Annotated in this window: 13 protein-coding genes, 1 other RNA gene and 2 pseudogenes; 7 read left to right on the forward strand and 9 right to left on the reverse strand. The window is 70.1% G+C overall.

Annotated features, from left to right (window positions below):
• Positions 1-42: 42 nt before the first annotated feature.
• The 4 genes from ACFXKG_RS14700 to ACFXKG_RS14715 form a co-directional block, all read right to left on the reverse strand.
• Positions 43-1,278: a cytochrome P450 gene (locus tag ACFXKG_RS14700; RefSeq protein WP_384837562.1), complete on the reverse strand. Its 1,236-nt coding sequence runs from the start codon at positions 1,276-1,278 to the stop codon at positions 43-45.
• A gap of 172 nt (positions 1,279-1,450) precedes the next feature.
• Entirely contained in the window at positions 1,451-1,879 is a 429-nt protein-coding gene (locus tag ACFXKG_RS14705) for a DUF4260 family protein (protein WP_384837565.1), read from the reverse strand.
• Between the two features lie 112 nt (positions 1,880-1,991).
• A complete protein-coding gene (locus ACFXKG_RS14710; RefSeq protein WP_384837567.1) occupies positions 1,992-2,762 on the reverse strand; it encodes a thioesterase II family protein in 771 nt (256 codons plus the stop codon).
• A gap of 138 nt (positions 2,763-2,900) precedes the next feature.
• Complete coding sequence (locus ACFXKG_RS14715) at positions 2,901-3,701, reverse strand: BTAD domain-containing putative transcriptional regulator (protein ID WP_384837570.1); 801 nt, start codon at positions 3,699-3,701, stop codon at positions 2,901-2,903.
• A gap of 226 nt (positions 3,702-3,927) precedes the next feature.
• On the opposite strand from ACFXKG_RS14715, the gene ACFXKG_RS14720 reads away from it, so the two are divergent.
• Complete coding sequence (locus ACFXKG_RS14720) at positions 3,928-4,203, forward strand: DUF6059 family protein (RefSeq protein WP_384837573.1); 276 nt, start codon at positions 3,928-3,930, stop codon at positions 4,201-4,203.
• 4 nt (positions 4,204-4,207) lie between these two features.
• Here the strand turns inward: ACFXKG_RS14720 and ACFXKG_RS14725 are convergent.
• Positions 4,208-4,291, reverse strand: a pseudogene (locus ACFXKG_RS14725) (XRE family transcriptional regulator); the annotation flags it as partial.
• Positions 4,292-4,323: 32 nt separating this feature from the next.
• A complete protein-coding gene (locus ACFXKG_RS14730) occupies positions 4,324-6,678 on the reverse strand; it encodes an MMPL family transporter (protein ID WP_384837576.1) in 2,355 nt (784 codons plus the stop codon).
• A 132-nt stretch (positions 6,679-6,810) separates the two neighbouring features.
• On the opposite strand from ACFXKG_RS14730, the gene ACFXKG_RS14735 reads away from it, so the two are divergent.
• A complete protein-coding gene (locus tag ACFXKG_RS14735; RefSeq protein WP_384837579.1) occupies positions 6,811-7,449 on the forward strand; it encodes a TetR/AcrR family transcriptional regulator in 639 nt (212 codons plus the stop codon).
• Positions 7,450-7,572: 123 nt separating this feature from the next.
• Here the strand turns inward: ACFXKG_RS14735 and ACFXKG_RS14740 are convergent, their stop codons facing one another.
• On the reverse strand, positions 7,573-8,280 hold the full coding sequence (locus tag ACFXKG_RS14740) for a nitroreductase (RefSeq protein ID WP_384837582.1): 708 nt from the start codon (positions 8,278-8,280) through the stop codon (positions 7,573-7,575).
• A gap of 317 nt (positions 8,281-8,597) precedes the next feature.
• Positions 8,598-9,194: a TetR/AcrR family transcriptional regulator gene (locus tag ACFXKG_RS14745; RefSeq protein WP_384837585.1), complete on the reverse strand. Its 597-nt coding sequence runs from the start codon at positions 9,192-9,194 to the stop codon at positions 8,598-8,600.
• Positions 9,195-9,564: 370 nt separating this feature from the next.
• Between ACFXKG_RS14745 and ACFXKG_RS14750 the strand changes: the two genes are divergently transcribed.
• The 5 genes and pseudogenes from ACFXKG_RS14750 to ACFXKG_RS14770 all read left to right on the forward strand — a co-directional run.
• Positions 9,565-10,902 (forward strand): NtaA/DmoA family FMN-dependent monooxygenase, encoded by a 1,338-nt coding sequence (locus ACFXKG_RS14750; protein ID WP_384837588.1) that lies wholly within the window; start codon positions 9,565-9,567, stop codon positions 10,900-10,902.
• 74 nt (positions 10,903-10,976) lie between these two features.
• Positions 10,977-11,429 (forward strand): flavin reductase family protein, encoded by a 453-nt coding sequence (locus ACFXKG_RS14755; protein ID WP_384837591.1) that lies wholly within the window; start codon positions 10,977-10,979, stop codon positions 11,427-11,429.
• Positions 11,430-11,679: 250 nt separating this feature from the next.
• The gene (locus ACFXKG_RS14760) at positions 11,680-12,243 is read left to right on the forward strand and encodes a TetR family transcriptional regulator (protein ID WP_384837594.1); all 564 of its coding nucleotides are present in this window, start codon (positions 11,680-11,682) and stop codon (positions 12,241-12,243) included.
• 164 nt (positions 12,244-12,407) lie between these two features.
• A complete protein-coding gene (locus tag ACFXKG_RS14765; protein WP_384837597.1) occupies positions 12,408-13,142 on the forward strand; it encodes an NADPH-dependent F420 reductase in 735 nt (244 codons plus the stop codon).
• A gap of 180 nt (positions 13,143-13,322) precedes the next feature.
• Positions 13,323-13,589: pseudogene (locus ACFXKG_RS14770) on the forward strand (alcohol dehydrogenase catalytic domain-containing protein); the annotation flags it as partial.
• Positions 13,590-13,678: 89 nt separating this feature from the next.
• Here ACFXKG_RS14770 and rnpB read toward each other — a convergent pair.
• Positions 13,679-14,106: RNase P RNA component class A (rnpB, locus tag ACFXKG_RS14775), an RNA gene on the reverse strand.
• Positions 14,107-14,109 lie beyond the last annotated feature (3 nt).

The raw sequence follows: 14,109 nt of genomic DNA on the forward strand, positions 1-14,109 counted from the left end.
CCCGCACGTTCCCGTGCGGGCCGGGGCCTCTGTGCGGGTCTGTCACCAGGTGACGGGCAGCCGGGTCAGGCCGTGCACCATCATCCCGGTGGTCAGCTCCAGGGAGTCGGCCTCCTCCGCGAGCCGCAGACCGGGGAAGCGGTTCAGCAGCGAGGAGAGGACGATCTGCAGCTCCGCCCTGGCCAGCGCGGCGCCCACGCAGAAGTGCGGGCCGTGGCCGAACGCGACGTGGTGGACGGCCTCGGGCCGGGTGGGGTCGAACTCGTCCGCCTGTGCGCCGGGGAAGCGCGCGGGGTCCTGGTTGGCGGAGCAGACCGCCGCCAGGACCGCGCTGCCCTTGGGGATGACGGTGTCGCCGACCTCGACGTCCTCCAGGGTGATCCGCAGCGGGCCGCCGTCACCGATCGGGTTGACGCGCAGCAGCTCCTCGACGGCGTGGTCCATCATCTCGGGGTGTTCGCGCAGCGTGGCCATGTGCTCGGGGTGGCGCAGCAGGGTCAGGACCATCTTGCCGATCATGCTGACCGTGGTCTCGTGACCGGCGACGAGGATGGTCGCCGCCATGACGATCAGCTCGTACTCGTTGAGGCTGCCCTCCTCCTCGTGGGCGGCGACGAGCGCCCCCATCAGGTCGTCCGTGGGCTCCTCCCGCTTGCGCTTGACGAGCGCGCCGAGGTACCCGATCATCTGCTGGCGCTGGGCGGCCATCTCCTCGGGGGTGTGCGCGGTCAGCGAGACGAAGGCGTCCGACCACTCCCGGAAGCGGTCGCGGTCCTCGAAGGGCACACCGAGCAGTTCGCAGATCACCATCACCGGCAGCGGAAAGGCGAGTGCCGTGTTGAGGTCGACCGGCCCGTCGAGCTTCTCCATCTCGTCCAGCAGCCCGTCGGTCAGCTCCTGGATCCGGGGACGCATGTTCTGCACGCGGCGGGCGGTGAACTCCCGGGAGACGAGCTTGCGCAGCCGGGTGTGCTCGGGCGCGTCCGTGGTGAACAGGCTGCCCGGCACGGGGGGCGTGGGGGTGAGCTGCGGTACGTCGGGGGAGATGGTGGCGGCCCGGCTGAACCTGGCGTCGGCGAGCACGGTGCGCACGTCGTCGTAACGGGTCACCACGTAGCCCTCGTCACCGGTGGGCAGCCGGACATGGGCGACGGGGCACTTGGCCCGCAACTCCTCGTAGACCGGGGGCACCTCGACGGCCGAAGGGCGGTGGAACGGGTAGTCCAGTAGCGGACGGCCGGCCTCCGGCCCGCCGTGCGTCGTGTCCGTCGTTTCCATGCGTTTCCTCCGGCGACAGATGCTCAGCAGATACGTGTGTGCGGTGGTCCGGGTGACCGGCGCGCGGTGAGGGGGTGCGGTCAGGGACCCGGACGAGCCTCGCAGCGGGGGCTTGTGCGGGACCAAAGCGCCCCTCGGAGGCAGGTCCCGGGGGCAGGTCCCGCGGCGCGCGTCAGCGCTGCCGGCCGTCGGCTGCGCGCAGGCCGTATCCGAGCGCCCGGTCGGCGGCGATGTGCACCAGCCAGGCCAGACCGAAGTTGAACAGGGGCACGGCGACGGCCGGGGATTCTGGGATCAGGCAGGTGAACATGAGGACGACGGCGAACAGGGGCCGGTGCAGAAGGTTGTAGACGGGCACGGCCCTGCGGGGCAGCCGGCCGCGTTCGTGCGGGCCGTGCTCGTGCGGGCCCGCGATGCCGGCGAGGAACGACAGGTCGGGTGCGACGGCACCGGCGAGCGCCGCGACGATCACCCATCCGCCGTACTTCGTCGCCTCGAACACCGAGAAGATGAGCAGGAGGACGAACAGCACCGCCCAGACGGCGCGGACCCGTGGCGAGGCCGAACTCCTGGTGGCGCCTTCCATGGCGTCGTGTGTCACGGGACGTGTTCCTTTCGCGAGGGATCCGTAAGGCTCAGGAGCCGCACGGAGGCCGCGCGGCGGGGTGATCGTGGGCGGGCCGGAGGGACCGCCGTTCCGTGGTGCCGGCCGGTTACACCGCCACCCGCTCCGTGGCGTAGCGGCGCGTCAGGGAGGCGAGTTCACGTAGGAAGGCCCCCTCGTCCGACCTGACGAAGAAGTGCCCGCCGGGCATCGTCCGCAGGTCGCAGCCGCTCCCCGCGTGGCTCCGCCAGGGGAGCATCTCGTCCACGGTGACCAGCCGGTCCCCGTGTCCGGCGAACAGGTGCAGCGGTACCCGCAGCCGCTCGGTGTGCGCGGCCACGCTGCCGAGGCACAGCCGGAGGTCGTCGCGGACCACCGGAAGCAGCGCGGAGAGGAATTCGGGATGGCCGAGCAGCGCCTCCGGGATGCCGCCGAGTGCCACCAGGCCGGCGACGAGTTCCTCGTCCCCGGCGTCCGGGTCGGCGAGCGCCGGGGCCGGCAGGTGCGGGGCGCGGTAGGCGCTCAGCACGAGGGCCCGGGGCAGCGCCGCCCCGCGCGACTGCCGCCGCCGCACGAGCGAGTAGGCGATGAGCGCGCCCATGCTGTGCCCGTAGAAGAGGTGGGGCTCGGTCAGCTCCTCGTCGAGCTGTGCGTCCAGGTCGTCGACGAGGGCGTCCAGATCGGTGAACCTGGCTTCGTCGAACCGTTCCTCACGGCCGGGCAGTTGTACGGGCATCACCCGTACTCCGGCGTCCTGGGCATCGAGGCCGCGCTGCCATCGCCGGTACGCCGAGGCGCCGCCGCCCGCGTACGGAAAGCAGAACAGCCGGGTCGTGGGCTCCGGTTCGCGGCCCGGGGGCTTCCGGGACAGGTATCGCATCGGGTTGCTCCGTCTCGGTTCGGTCCAGGGGTGAGCGGGCCGTCCGGGTGCGGGAATACGTCAACGGGTGGACAGGCAGAACAGGTGAGGCAGGTGGGACAGGCCCGGCCGACGCGGCCCCCACGCTGCCCGGGGCCGCTAAAAGGCCGCCAAACTCGGCGCGGTGAGGTCGAGCTGGGGGTCGGCGGCCAGGATCGCCCGGTGCAGCTTCTGGACGCGCAGGGAAGGCTCGATGCCCAGCTCCTGGGAGGTCGACGCGCGTAGCTTTCGAAAAATCTCCAGCGCCTGCCATGAGCGTCCGCCTCGGTAGAGCGCCAGCATCAGCAGCCCGTGCAGACTCTCCTGGAGCGGGAAGCGCTCGGTGAGCGCGAGGAGTTCGCCGATCACCTCGGCGTGTCTGCCGAGCCGCAGGTCCGCGGTGATCCGGCCCTCCAGCGCGGAGTTCCGCGCTTCCTCCAGCCGCAGCAGTTCGACCCGGAGCGCGGGTCCGATGCGTACGTCGGCGAGGACCGGCCCGCGCCACATGGCGAGCGCCTCGCCCAGCAGCTCCGAGGCGGTCCCGTCGTCGCCGCCGGCCAGGGCCCGCAGCCCGCGCCCGGCGAGCTGCTCGAAGAGGGCGGCCTCCATGACGGGCGCGGGCATGTTCAGCCCGTATCCGGCGTAGCTGCGGCTCAGTACCTCTTTCGGCGCGCACTCGTGCTCCGGCCCCAGGGCCACGGTGATGGCCCTGCGCAGCTGCTTGACGTAGGTCTGGACGACACCGGCGGGCCGGCTGGGGGGATGTGAGTCCCACAGCTCCTCCGTCAGGGCGGTCACATTCACGTCCCGGCCCGCGTTGACCGCCAGCAGCGCGAGCAGCTGCCGCGGTTTGGCCGCGCTCGGCACCACGGAGGTGCCGTCGATGCTCACCACGAGCGGCCCGAGAACTCCGATCTCCATGCCACTGCTCCTTCCGCCTGCCCGAACACTGGCACGTTGTCGCCCACGGCAACACTCAGCCGATCATGATTCGGCCGGGAATCCGTCCGCCCCGGAGTATGGGGTCTTCATGTTCATGACCTTCCACGGCATGCTTTAAGCGACGCTTCAGGCCGAGCGGTGACCATGGGCGCCCAGGGGCCGTCGCGGGACCGCCTCGGTACGAGCTCGGGAGAAGAGGGACCGCATGGGGCTGAGGTCCTGGCTCGGCAGGGCCGGCGCCGGCGCGTTGAACCTGCTCGTCGAGTTCGGCGCGGTGGTCGTCGGACCGCTGCCCGGCGTCCACTATCCCGACCCCGACCCCGACTCCGATCCGGATCCCAGCTCCGCCCCCGACTCCGGCTCCGGGCCCCCGGCCGGCCACCCGGAGCGGCGCTGCTCGACCCCGCCGAGCCGGGTCGAGCAGGAGCTGTGGGCCGGGCTCGGCGTCGACGTGGAAGGAACCGGACGGCCGGGTCGGTGAATCACCGGTATCCCGTGCTCCGGGCGGGCCCGGCGCACTGGGTCGTGTCGCCGGTGAGTGCGACGCCCATCGGGCTCTGCCGCAGGGTGGTTTACAGCACGGCGCCGGAATCCACCCGTATCAGCCGGTGGTTCCGGCCCTCTGCGCTGTGGCGTGCGGCTGGTGAGTCGCCTGGTGGAGCAGCGGGATCTTCTGGGTGAGCTTGTCGCCCTCGACGTCGAGGTCGGGGAGCAGGTGGTCCAGCCAGGCGGGGATCCACCAGGCTTTCTCCTGCGCCAGTGCCATGGTGGCCGGGATGAGTGTCATGCGGATGACAAAGGCGTCGATGAGGACGCCTGCGGCCAGCGCGAAGCCGGCCTGCTTGATCATGGGCTGGGCGTTGAAGATGAATCCGGCGAAGACGGAGACCATGATGGTGGCCGCCGCGACGACCACGGAGCCGGCGCGAGCGAAACCGGTGACGGTGGCGTCCAGCGCGGTGGCGCCGTGGATGTGTGCTTCGCGCATCGAGGTGACCAGGAACATCTGGTAGTCCATGGCGAGCCCGTAGAGGACGCCGGTGATGATGATGGGCAGCAGGCTCACGACGGGGGCGGTGGCGTCGAGTCCGATCAGGCCCTGCAGCCAGCCCCACTGGAAGACGGCGGTGGTGAGGCCGAAGGTGGCGGCGATGCTCAGGAGGAAGCCGAGGGTCGCTGTCACCGGGACCATGAGGGAGCGGAACACCAGGAGCAGGATGATCAGGGAGAGTCCGAGCACGGTGGCCACGTAGACGGGCAGGACGTCGGCGAGCCGGTCGGAGACGTCGATCGCGAGGGCGGTGAAGCCGGTGATGCCGATGGTGGCACCGTGGGTGTCACTGATCTTCGCGCTTTTGTCCCGTACGGCGGTGACGAGGTCCTTGGTGGCGTCGTCATTGGGGCCACTGCCGGGAACGAGGCTGAGGATGGCTGTGGTGCCGGTGCTGTTCACCCCGGCCAGTGAGACCGAGGTCGCGCCCTTGATGTCCTTCAGGTCGGAGGTGACCGCGGCGAGGGTTGCGGGGGTGAGGGGCTGTCCGTCCGTGGTGGGACTGACGGCGATCATGAGCGGGCCGTTGTAGCCGGGCCCGTAGGCGTCGCTGACCAGATCGTAGCTCTGACGCTGCGCGGTGTCGGTGTTGTAGCTGGCCCCGGAGGGCAGGCCCATCTTCATACCGAGGGCAGGCACTGCCAGGATCACGGGAACCAGGACCGCGGCGGCGAGAGCAGCGTACTTGTGGCGGACCAGTCGTACTCCCCAACGGGTTGCCCGAGCGTGCGTGGCGGCAGCTTTCTGCTGCTGCGCCCCGTTCCGGGTCCGGGTGGAGCAGATGCGTTCCTTGACCAGGCCCAGCAGCGCCGGCAACAGGGTCAGGGCGAGCAGGACGGCAATCGCGATCGTGGCAGCGGCGACGACGGCCATCGTGCTGAGCAGGGTGATCCCGACGACCAGGAGCCCCGCCAGGGCGATGATGACGGTGCTGCCGGCGAAGAAGACCGCGCTTCCGGCGGTGCCGATGGCGCGGCTGGTCGCTTCGTGCGCGTCCAGGCCGTCGTCCAGGATCAGCCGGCGTTCCCGGCTGACGATGAACAGGGCGTAGTCGATACCGACGGCCAGCCCCAGCATCAGGGCCAGTACCGCGGCGAGCGAGTGGATCTCGAAGACGTTGGAGAGGGTGAAGGCGCCGCCCACTCCCACCGTGATGCCGACCAGGGCGATGACCAGGGGCAGGCCCGCTGACACGACCGACCCCAAAGTGACCAGCAGGACGATGGCCGCGACGGCGACGCCGACGATCTCCCCGACGCCGACGATCTCGGGGATCTCCAGCATCGCCGCCGACGGCAGGACATCGAGGCCACCGGGTGCGGCCTGCTGCTCGGCGGCCTTGATGGTGCTGTCGATCGTGCCGGAGGGAAGCTCATAGGTCTGCTGGTCGAACTGGAACTGCATCAGCGCCGTCGAGCCATCGGCGGAGACGGTGACTCCCGGCACCGGCTGACCGCCCGCCCGCAACGGGACGGGCGTCCTGCCGGAGGATGGCCGGCCGGCAGCCTGCGCCACCGCTGCCTGGGCCTGCCGCAGCGGACTGCTCGCCCCCTTGGCCGCTTCCTCGGCGAGGACCTTCCGGGTATCGATGACGTGGTCGTGGCGGTAGACGGCGTTCACCGCCGCCAGCAGGGCCGTTCGGACGCTCTCGTCGTCGATCCGGGCACCGTCCGGGGCGTTGAAGACCAGCATGCCCTGCCCCCCGGATGCCTCCGGCAGGGACGTGGCCAGATCGTCGATGACCTCCTGGGACGGGGTGCCGTCTATGCGTACCTCGTTGCTGAGCTTGACGGGGTTGACCGCGAGAAGCCCCACGACGGCCACCACCACGGCCAGCCAGCCACCGATGACGTACCAGGGTTTGCCGTAGGCGAACCTTCCCAGCCGGTACAGCAGAACGGACATAGTTCTCTCCCTTTTCCAGGCGCCCTTACGGGCCACACCGCACACCGAACTGAGAGAGTACTATCAAACCGATAGGACACTATCTACTGAGGGGCGGATAGCCTTCACCGCAGAGCCAAGGAGGAGCCACAGATGGCAACCGCGAAGGACCGCGCCCCACGGCGCAGAGTGGACGCACGCGCCAGCGTGGAGCGCATCACTGCCGCCGGACGGACCGTCCTCGGCACGGGCGAAGCCTCCCTGGAACAGATCGCAGCCGAGGCCGGCGTGGGCATCGCCACCCTCTACCGCCACTTCCCCAACCGGGAAGCCATCGTCCGGGCCGTCCTCGACGACATCCTCGAAACCGACCTGCTCCCCCTCGTCGACCGCGCCGCCGATGCCCCCCACCCGCGCCAGTCGCTCCAGGACATCGCCACACATCTGCTCGACCTGATCACTCAGGAACAGGGCCTGGTCACCTTCGCCGGCAACTTCGCCGATGTCGCCGTGGACGCCCTCCAGCGCTTCAGTGCCTCACTCCACCCCCTCCTGCTGCGCGCGCAGCAGCAAGGCGAGATCCGCCCCGACCTCACCGCGGATGACATTCCCCGCTTCCTCGTCATGGCCGTCGCCGGCCTCGCACTCCCTGGCACCGCGCCCTCTCTGCGCGCCCGCTTCATCGCCCTGCTCTTCGATTCGCTCAACCCCGCCGACGCAACCCCCCTTCCCCCGCTGCGGCCTGGAGAGGACGACCTGCGCACCGCCATCAGCAACGTCACACGCACCTGACCCCCCGGCCTCAGGCGATTCCGCGCAGGGGCGATGTGCCCGGCGGCCGGTGACAGCCGGCGATCGCCCATTCCGCGCCGGCGGCGAGAGCACCCAGGAGCGATCGGCGCCGACCGCGAGGAACTACTCCTCGTCGAGGACTCCGGGGGTGTCATGGAGGACGACGCTCTGCTCCAGCGGGACGCGTCCCATGTGGAAGCTGTTCTCCGGTGCGGTCACGTCCGCCGTGCCGAAGGAGATACCGAACAGCAGCTTGAGTTCCTCGGGAACACCCAGGAACTCACGGACGGTGTCGGCATACGTCCCGAGCATGGTCTGCGGAATGCCTCCGAGCCCTCGGGCCGTCAGCGAGAGCAGGAAGTTCTGGGCGTACATGCCGATGTCACCGGCCGCCCGCACCCCGTCGCCGAACGCCGGCATGAAGAGGAAGGCGGCGTGCGGGGCGCCGTGGAATTCCAGGTTCGTGCGGGCATGCGCGTTCCGGGCCGTCCGGTCCGAGCGGGGTATCCCCAGAGCCCCATAGAGGGTCGCGGCATGGTCGTGCGACCGGTCGAGGTAGGCGCCTTCGCCGAAGTCGGCGTAGCTGAAGGAGAAGTCGGGGGAGAAGCGCTGCTCCTCATCGGCCTTGAGCAGTTCCTTGCTCAGGGCGTCGCGCGCCGCACCCGAGACGACATGCACCGTCCACGGCTGGGTGTTGCAGTTCGACGGGGCAGCTTGTGCGTCTTCCAGCACGCCGCGGATGTCCGACGGTGGCAGTGGGGTGGGCAGGAACTTCCGGACGGAGTACCGGGAACGCACGATGTCGGTGATGGGCGAAGGTGTGGCGGGCAAAACGATTCCTTTCGGGGGGGGCCGTTCCAAGGACGATGGTTGCGTCATGGGGTTGCTGCAGGGCGTGAGGTGCTGCCAGGTGCATCAGCGGCAGGCGGTCGGTCGAGTTCGACCGGGATGTGCCGGAACGAGGTGCGCCGGGTGATCACGTCCGCGCCTCGGACGGCATCGACCCCCTCGCCGAGTACGCCCCGCATGACCGCCGGGTACGGCATGGGCCGTGACGGCCGCACGGCAGTTCACCGTCCGGACGTCGTGTCCGGACGCGCTGGACGTGTGCGCCCGCTTCTGCCGCTGGGCCCGGAGCGGCCCGTGGCCTACCTCTCGTTGTCCTGTTCGCGGTATCCGATTTCAAGGAGTGCGCGCATACGGTCGATCGCCTTCTCGTCACCGGCGCCGGTGCTCTTGATCCAGGCGACGGAAATAACCGAGAGGAACAGGTCGTACCCCGTCACCGAGGAGCGCGCGCGCCCCGCGCGCTGTGCGGCGCGCAGGTACCCTTCGGTGGTGGCGACGAGGTCTTCACAGGGAAGGGTGAGTGGGTTACCCGGCTCCTGCTCCCTGGCCGCGGCCATGAGCGGTTGCGGCAGCCCGCTGAAGGCACTGAAGTACTCCTCCATCGCCCGCAGCCACTGTCGCAGCATCTCGGAGGCGTCACCGAGCTGCGCGATGTCCGCCTGGCGGGCCACCAGCTCCTTGGAGCGCGTCTGCAGCACGGCTGCCAGTAGCGCCTCCCGGTTGGGAAAGTGTCGGTACAGCGTGCCCGGCCCGACACCGGCGTCCTTGGCCACCGCCTCCAGGGAGGCACCGACCCCGTCCCGCAGGAAGTGACGCTGGGCCGCCTCAAGCAGGGCCGCGCGATTGCGCAGGACGTCTGCCCGGGGTTTGCGCCCGTGCTCTCCCGTGACGCTCATACGTCCTCCCGCCTGATGCGTTTCTGCGGCCCCGATAAAACGGAGACTGGCTCCGCACGAGATCGAGCGTAAAACGGAGGCGGCGTCCGGTCAAATGCCCGCACGGGCGGAGCACGCGATCCGGCCGGATCCGCGCCCCCCTCCGCCATCCACCGCGGCAAGACGTCGACCCGGCACGCCAGGGCGCAGCACCGCGGTGCGTCGAGCCGCCGGCACCGCGCCGCCCGTCCGGCCGCGGCCCGCGCAGGACCGACGCCTCCCCCGCGCATCGGATCACCCCCTCTTTGACAATACGGATGCCGCCTCCGTATCGTCGCAATCAAAGCGGAAGCACTCTCCGTTTTGTTCCACCTCACCTGGAGGAGCGGCCATGAGAAGCCGACAGATGCTCCTGTGCATGCAGTTCACCAGCGGCTACGGAGCCGAACCCGGGGCGTGGCGCCTGCCCGGGGCGAGCTTGTCCAGCTATATCGACATGGACCAGTTCGTGCGGTACGCACAGGCCGCCGAGCGCGGCAAGATCCAGCTGCTGTTCTTCGCGGACACCCCGGTTCTGGACGTGGACCTCGAACACCAGCACCCGCATTTCCCGATCGACCCGCTGCTGGTGATGACCTCCATCGCGCGGGAGACCGAGCGGATCGGCCTGGTCGCCACCGCCTCCACCACCTTCAACGAGCCCTACAACCTCGCCCGTCAGTTCAAAGCGCTCGACGTGATCAGCCACGGCCGGGCCGGCTGGAACGCGGTCACCACCTCCGATCCCGCCGCCGCGGCGAACTTCGGCCGCGCGGTCCCCCCGCGCGGGGAGAAGTACGAGCGCGCCCACGAGGTCGTCCAGATCGTGCAGGCGCTGTGGGGCAGCTGGGAGAAGGACGCCTGGGTTCTCGACGTCGACGGCAAGCGGTTCGCCGACATGGACAAGATCCGGCCGGTCAGCCTGCAGGGCCGCCACGTCGCTTCCCGCGGCCCGCTGCCCATCCCGCCGTCCGAGCAGGGGCAGCCGGTCGTCTTCCAGGCGGGCGGCGGCATGAACGGCCTGCGGCTGGCGGGGCGTTATGCCGACGGCGTGTACGCCAACCCCTACACCGTCGAAGACGGCCGGATTCAGCGCCAGGCACTGCGCGATGCCGCCGAGCGTGCCGGACGTGACCCCGACGAGGTGAAGATGTTCGCCGGTTTCATGCCGACCATCGCCTCCTCCCACCGGGCCGCCCTGGACCGGCGGCGTCTGCTGGACGAGTCCGTCGACCTGCGCCGGCGCGTACGCTACCTCGGCGCCATGATCGGTGTGCCGCTCACCTACGAGCAGATCGACGAGCCGTTGAGCGCACGCCAGTTGGCCGACGCCGTGGCCGACCCGCACGACCCGCGCTCCGCCCGCGCCCTTGAGGTGGCTCGCGAAGGCTGGACCCTGCGCGACGTCCTCGCCCACGGAGTCATCGACTACCACCCGGTCGTGGCCGGCACCGCCACCGATGTGGCCGACCACATGCAGCAGTGGTTCGAAGCCGGGGCCTGCGACGGCTTCTCCCTGGCGATCGACGCCTACCACGACGGCGTCGACGCCTTCGTCGACGAGGTCGTCCCGATCCTGCAGGAGCGCGGGCTGTTCCACCACGACTACGAAGGCCCTACTCTGCGGAACCACCTGGGAGCCCGTGACCAGTACGGCCTCGACCCCCGCCTCGCGGAAGCGGCACTGTGATGCCCACCCGAACGCCGCCCCCAAACCCTGTCCAGCCGGCCGACGCCGCAGCCCGGCAGGCGTTCCGTGATGCCATGACCAACGTCGCGTCCCCGGTCGCCGTGGTCACCACCATGGACGGCCGACGCCCGTACGGCACCACGGTCAGCGCCTTCGCCTCCCTGTCCCTGGCACCCCCCATGGTGCTGGTGTCACTGGACGACCGCTCGCAACAGCTGGCGATCATCCGCCGCACCGGCCGCTTCGGCCTCAACATCTTGAGCACGCGTCAGGCCGCTCTTGCCGCCGCCTTCGCCCGCTCGGGCCCGGACAAGTTCGAAGGCGTTGCCTGGTCACCGAGCGAGGGCCTGCCACGCCTGCCGGATTCGGCAGCATGGATCGCCGCGGAGGTCGACGACTACATCAGCGCCGGGGACCACACCATCCTGCTCGCCCAGGCCGTCACCGCCGAGTCGGCCGAGGGAAGCCCCGGCCCGCTCACGTATCACCAGCGCTCCTTCGGCACTCACACACCGCTCGCGCCCTGATCCCCCATCCACTGCGTGCCTTGAGCCCCGTCGGCGCCACGACCGAGCCGGACCCGGTCAACACAGCTGACGGAGGGAGAACACCTCAAGTGGCACGGAGTCCATCAGTGCAACCAGACACCCAAGTGGTACTGCGTACCATTTGGGGTTGGCGTACACTTTTGGTATGGGAGACCCAGCAACGACTCCACCCACCTCCGACGCCGCACCGTCAGGGCGTTCCTCACTACGCGAGCGGACGCGTGCGGCAATGCGCGCCGAGGTCAGCGATGTCGCCTTCCGGCTCTTCGCCGAGCGGGGATTCGACAACACGACCGTGGAGCAGATCGCCGCAGCGGCCGGCCTGTCGCGCACCACATTCTTCCGCTACTTCGGCACCAAGGAAGAACTCGTGCTCGGCAGGATCAGCGAGTTCGGCCGCGAGATCGCCGACGCCCTCGCGGCCCGCCCAGCCGAGGAGCGGCCCTGGGACGCGCTGCGCCGCGCTTTCGACGTGATCGCCGAGCCCAGAGGCGGTCAACCCGGCCCTCCGATGGACATGATCCGGCTGCTCAGCGACGCCTGCGCGTTGATGACGCGGCACTGGGAGAAAACGCAGGGCTGGCAGAGCATGCTGGCGCCGGAGGTCTCCCGCCGGCTCGGCGGACCGGATCCCGCCATCGACATGCGGGCCAACGCGCTCGCGGCGGCCGCGATTTCCTGCCTGGACGCGGCCACCGACGCCTGGACCGCGGGCGGCGGGGCCATCCCCATGTCGGACCTCGTGGACCAGGCGATGGGCATCCTGCACGAATCGGGCGACGTCCCCGGATAACCCACCCCACGACCAGGCGCCCGTGCCGCCGCACGGCCGGACGCCCGTACGCGGCCGGGGCCCCTCGGTGAGTGCAGGCCCTTGCCACGCGACGGTGCGGACTTCGTCCGCGCCGCTTACACGTGCCGTTCCGAGGAGCGGCACAACCCCAGGAAGGACAAATTGTGAAAATTACTGTTATTGGCGCAGGGGCGATCGGGGGGAACCTGACCCGCAAGCTCGGCGCGGCCGGTCACGACGTGCAGGTGGCCGACGCTCGGGGCCCCGAGGCCGTCCCGGCCGACGTGCTGGAGTCCGGCGCCCGCGCCGTGGCCCTGGATGATGCGGTGCAGGGCAGGGATGTGGTCATCCTGTCCATCCCCTTCGAGCGGGTCCCTGAACTGGCCGGACTGTTCGACTCGGTTCCTGACGAGACGGTGGTCATCGACACCTCCAACTACTACCCGCATCTCAGCGGCTCCATCGAGGTGGTGGACAAGGGGCAGGTGGAGAGCGTGCGCAACGCCGAAGCGCTGGGCCGGCCGGTGGTCAAGGCGTGGAACGCGGCCCTGGCGGAGACCCAGCGGACCAAGGGCGTTCCGGCGGGCACCCCGGGTCGCATCGCCATTCCCGTCGCGGCCGACTCGCAGGAGGCGCGGCGGGTGGCCATGCGGCTGGTGGACGACACCGGCTTCGATCCCTTCGACGCCGGTGTGCTCGCCGACTCCTGGCGCCAGCAGCCCATGGGTCCGGCCTACTGCACCGAGCTGACTCTGGACGAGTTGGGCCCGGCGCTGGCCGCGGCCGACCGGGACAAGGACGCGCGCGTCCGCGACAGCATGCTGGAGCGCTTCGCCGCCCTCGGGGACGCCCCCACGCACGAGGACGTCGTCGAGATGAACCGCGCCGCCCACCGCTGACAGCGGTGGGCCCGTGCTCGCGGGGGAACTCGCGCGCCGACGAAGCTGCTGCCGGGGCCCATGCGGCCCGGCAGCAGCCCCTTGAACATCCGAACATCGCACTGCACAGCACATGCGGAACGGGTCGGCGGCCGGCCGCCGACCATGCGTGTCCGCTGCAGAAAAGGACACGTGAGACCCATGAAATCGTGGCGATTCCACGGAACCGGACGGCCGCTGACCCTGGACGAGGTGGAGGTCCCGCACGCCGGCCCAGGCGAAGTCGTCGTCGACATCAAGGCCGCCGGCCTGTGTCACTCCGACGTCGGCGCGCTCGACGACGCGCAGTGGATGGCGTCGTTCCCGCGCATCCCGATGACGCTCGGGCACGAGAACGCCGGGCTCATCAGCGAGGTCGGCCCGGGGATGGAGGACCGGAAGGTCGGCGACCGCGTCGGGCTGGCCCCGGTGATGCCCGACGGCGACGCCATCGGCTACGGCGCCTGGGACGGCGGCTACGGGCCAATGGCTGTCCGAGATAAAGCCGCAGGTGGCGGCAGACGAGTCGGGCTGTACGCCGGATTTTGTCGCCCGGTCGCCTCGCGGCGGCCGGGGAGACGGCCATCCATCTAGGACCGGCGTTGCCGCCGGTCTCGTGCGGTCTACCCGCGGACTCGGGCGGGCAGCCCTCGATCGTCCGCGCAGGGACGCCGTTCCTCGCGGAACGACGACCCCTCTTGACCTTGCTCCGGGTGGGGTTTACCGAGCCGTCCGAGTCACCCCGGACGCTGGTGGTCTCTTACACCACCGTTTCACCCTTACCGGGGACCGCCCTCTCCGAGAAGAGCACAGCCCCGGCGGTCTGTTTTCTGTGGCACTGTCCCGCGGGTCACCCCGGGTGGGCGTTACCCACCACCCTGCCGTGTGGAGTCCGGACGTTCCTCGGCAAGATCGAAGATCTTGACGCGGCCGTCCGCCCGGCTCGTCT

Source organism: Streptomyces sp. NPDC059255 (assembly GCF_042752355.1).
In the GTDB taxonomy this organism is placed as follows: domain Bacteria; phylum Actinomycetota; class Actinomycetes; order Streptomycetales; family Streptomycetaceae; genus Streptomyces.

Excerpts from the sequence above, each read along its gene's own strand:
- ACFXKG_RS14700 (WP_384837562.1), bottom strand. The coding sequence starts at position 1,278 with ATGGAAACGACGGACACGACGCACGGCGGGCCGGAGGCCGGCCGTCCG.
- ACFXKG_RS14710 (WP_384837567.1), bottom strand. The coding sequence starts at position 2,762 with ATGCGATACCTGTCCCGGAAGCCCCCGGGCCGCGAACCGGAGCCCACG.
- ACFXKG_RS14715 (WP_384837570.1), bottom strand. The coding sequence starts at position 3,701 with ATGGAGATCGGAGTTCTCGGGCCGCTCGTGGTGAGCATCGACGGCACC.
- ACFXKG_RS14720 (WP_384837573.1), top strand. The coding sequence starts at position 3,928 with ATGGGGCTGAGGTCCTGGCTCGGCAGGGCCGGCGCCGGCGCGTTGAAC.
- ACFXKG_RS14730 (WP_384837576.1), bottom strand. The coding sequence starts at position 6,678 with ATGTCCGTTCTGCTGTACCGGCTGGGAAGGTTCGCCTACGGCAAACCC.
- ACFXKG_RS14735 (WP_384837579.1), top strand. The coding sequence starts at position 6,811 with ATGGCAACCGCGAAGGACCGCGCCCCACGGCGCAGAGTGGACGCACGC.
- ACFXKG_RS14745 (WP_384837585.1), bottom strand. The coding sequence starts at position 9,194 with ATGAGCGTCACGGGAGAGCACGGGCGCAAACCCCGGGCAGACGTCCTG.
- ACFXKG_RS14750 (WP_384837588.1), top strand. The coding sequence starts at position 9,565 with ATGAGAAGCCGACAGATGCTCCTGTGCATGCAGTTCACCAGCGGCTAC.
- ACFXKG_RS14755 (WP_384837591.1), top strand. The coding sequence starts at position 10,977 with ATGACCAACGTCGCGTCCCCGGTCGCCGTGGTCACCACCATGGACGGC.
- ACFXKG_RS14760 (WP_384837594.1), top strand. The coding sequence starts at position 11,680 with ATGCGCGCCGAGGTCAGCGATGTCGCCTTCCGGCTCTTCGCCGAGCGG.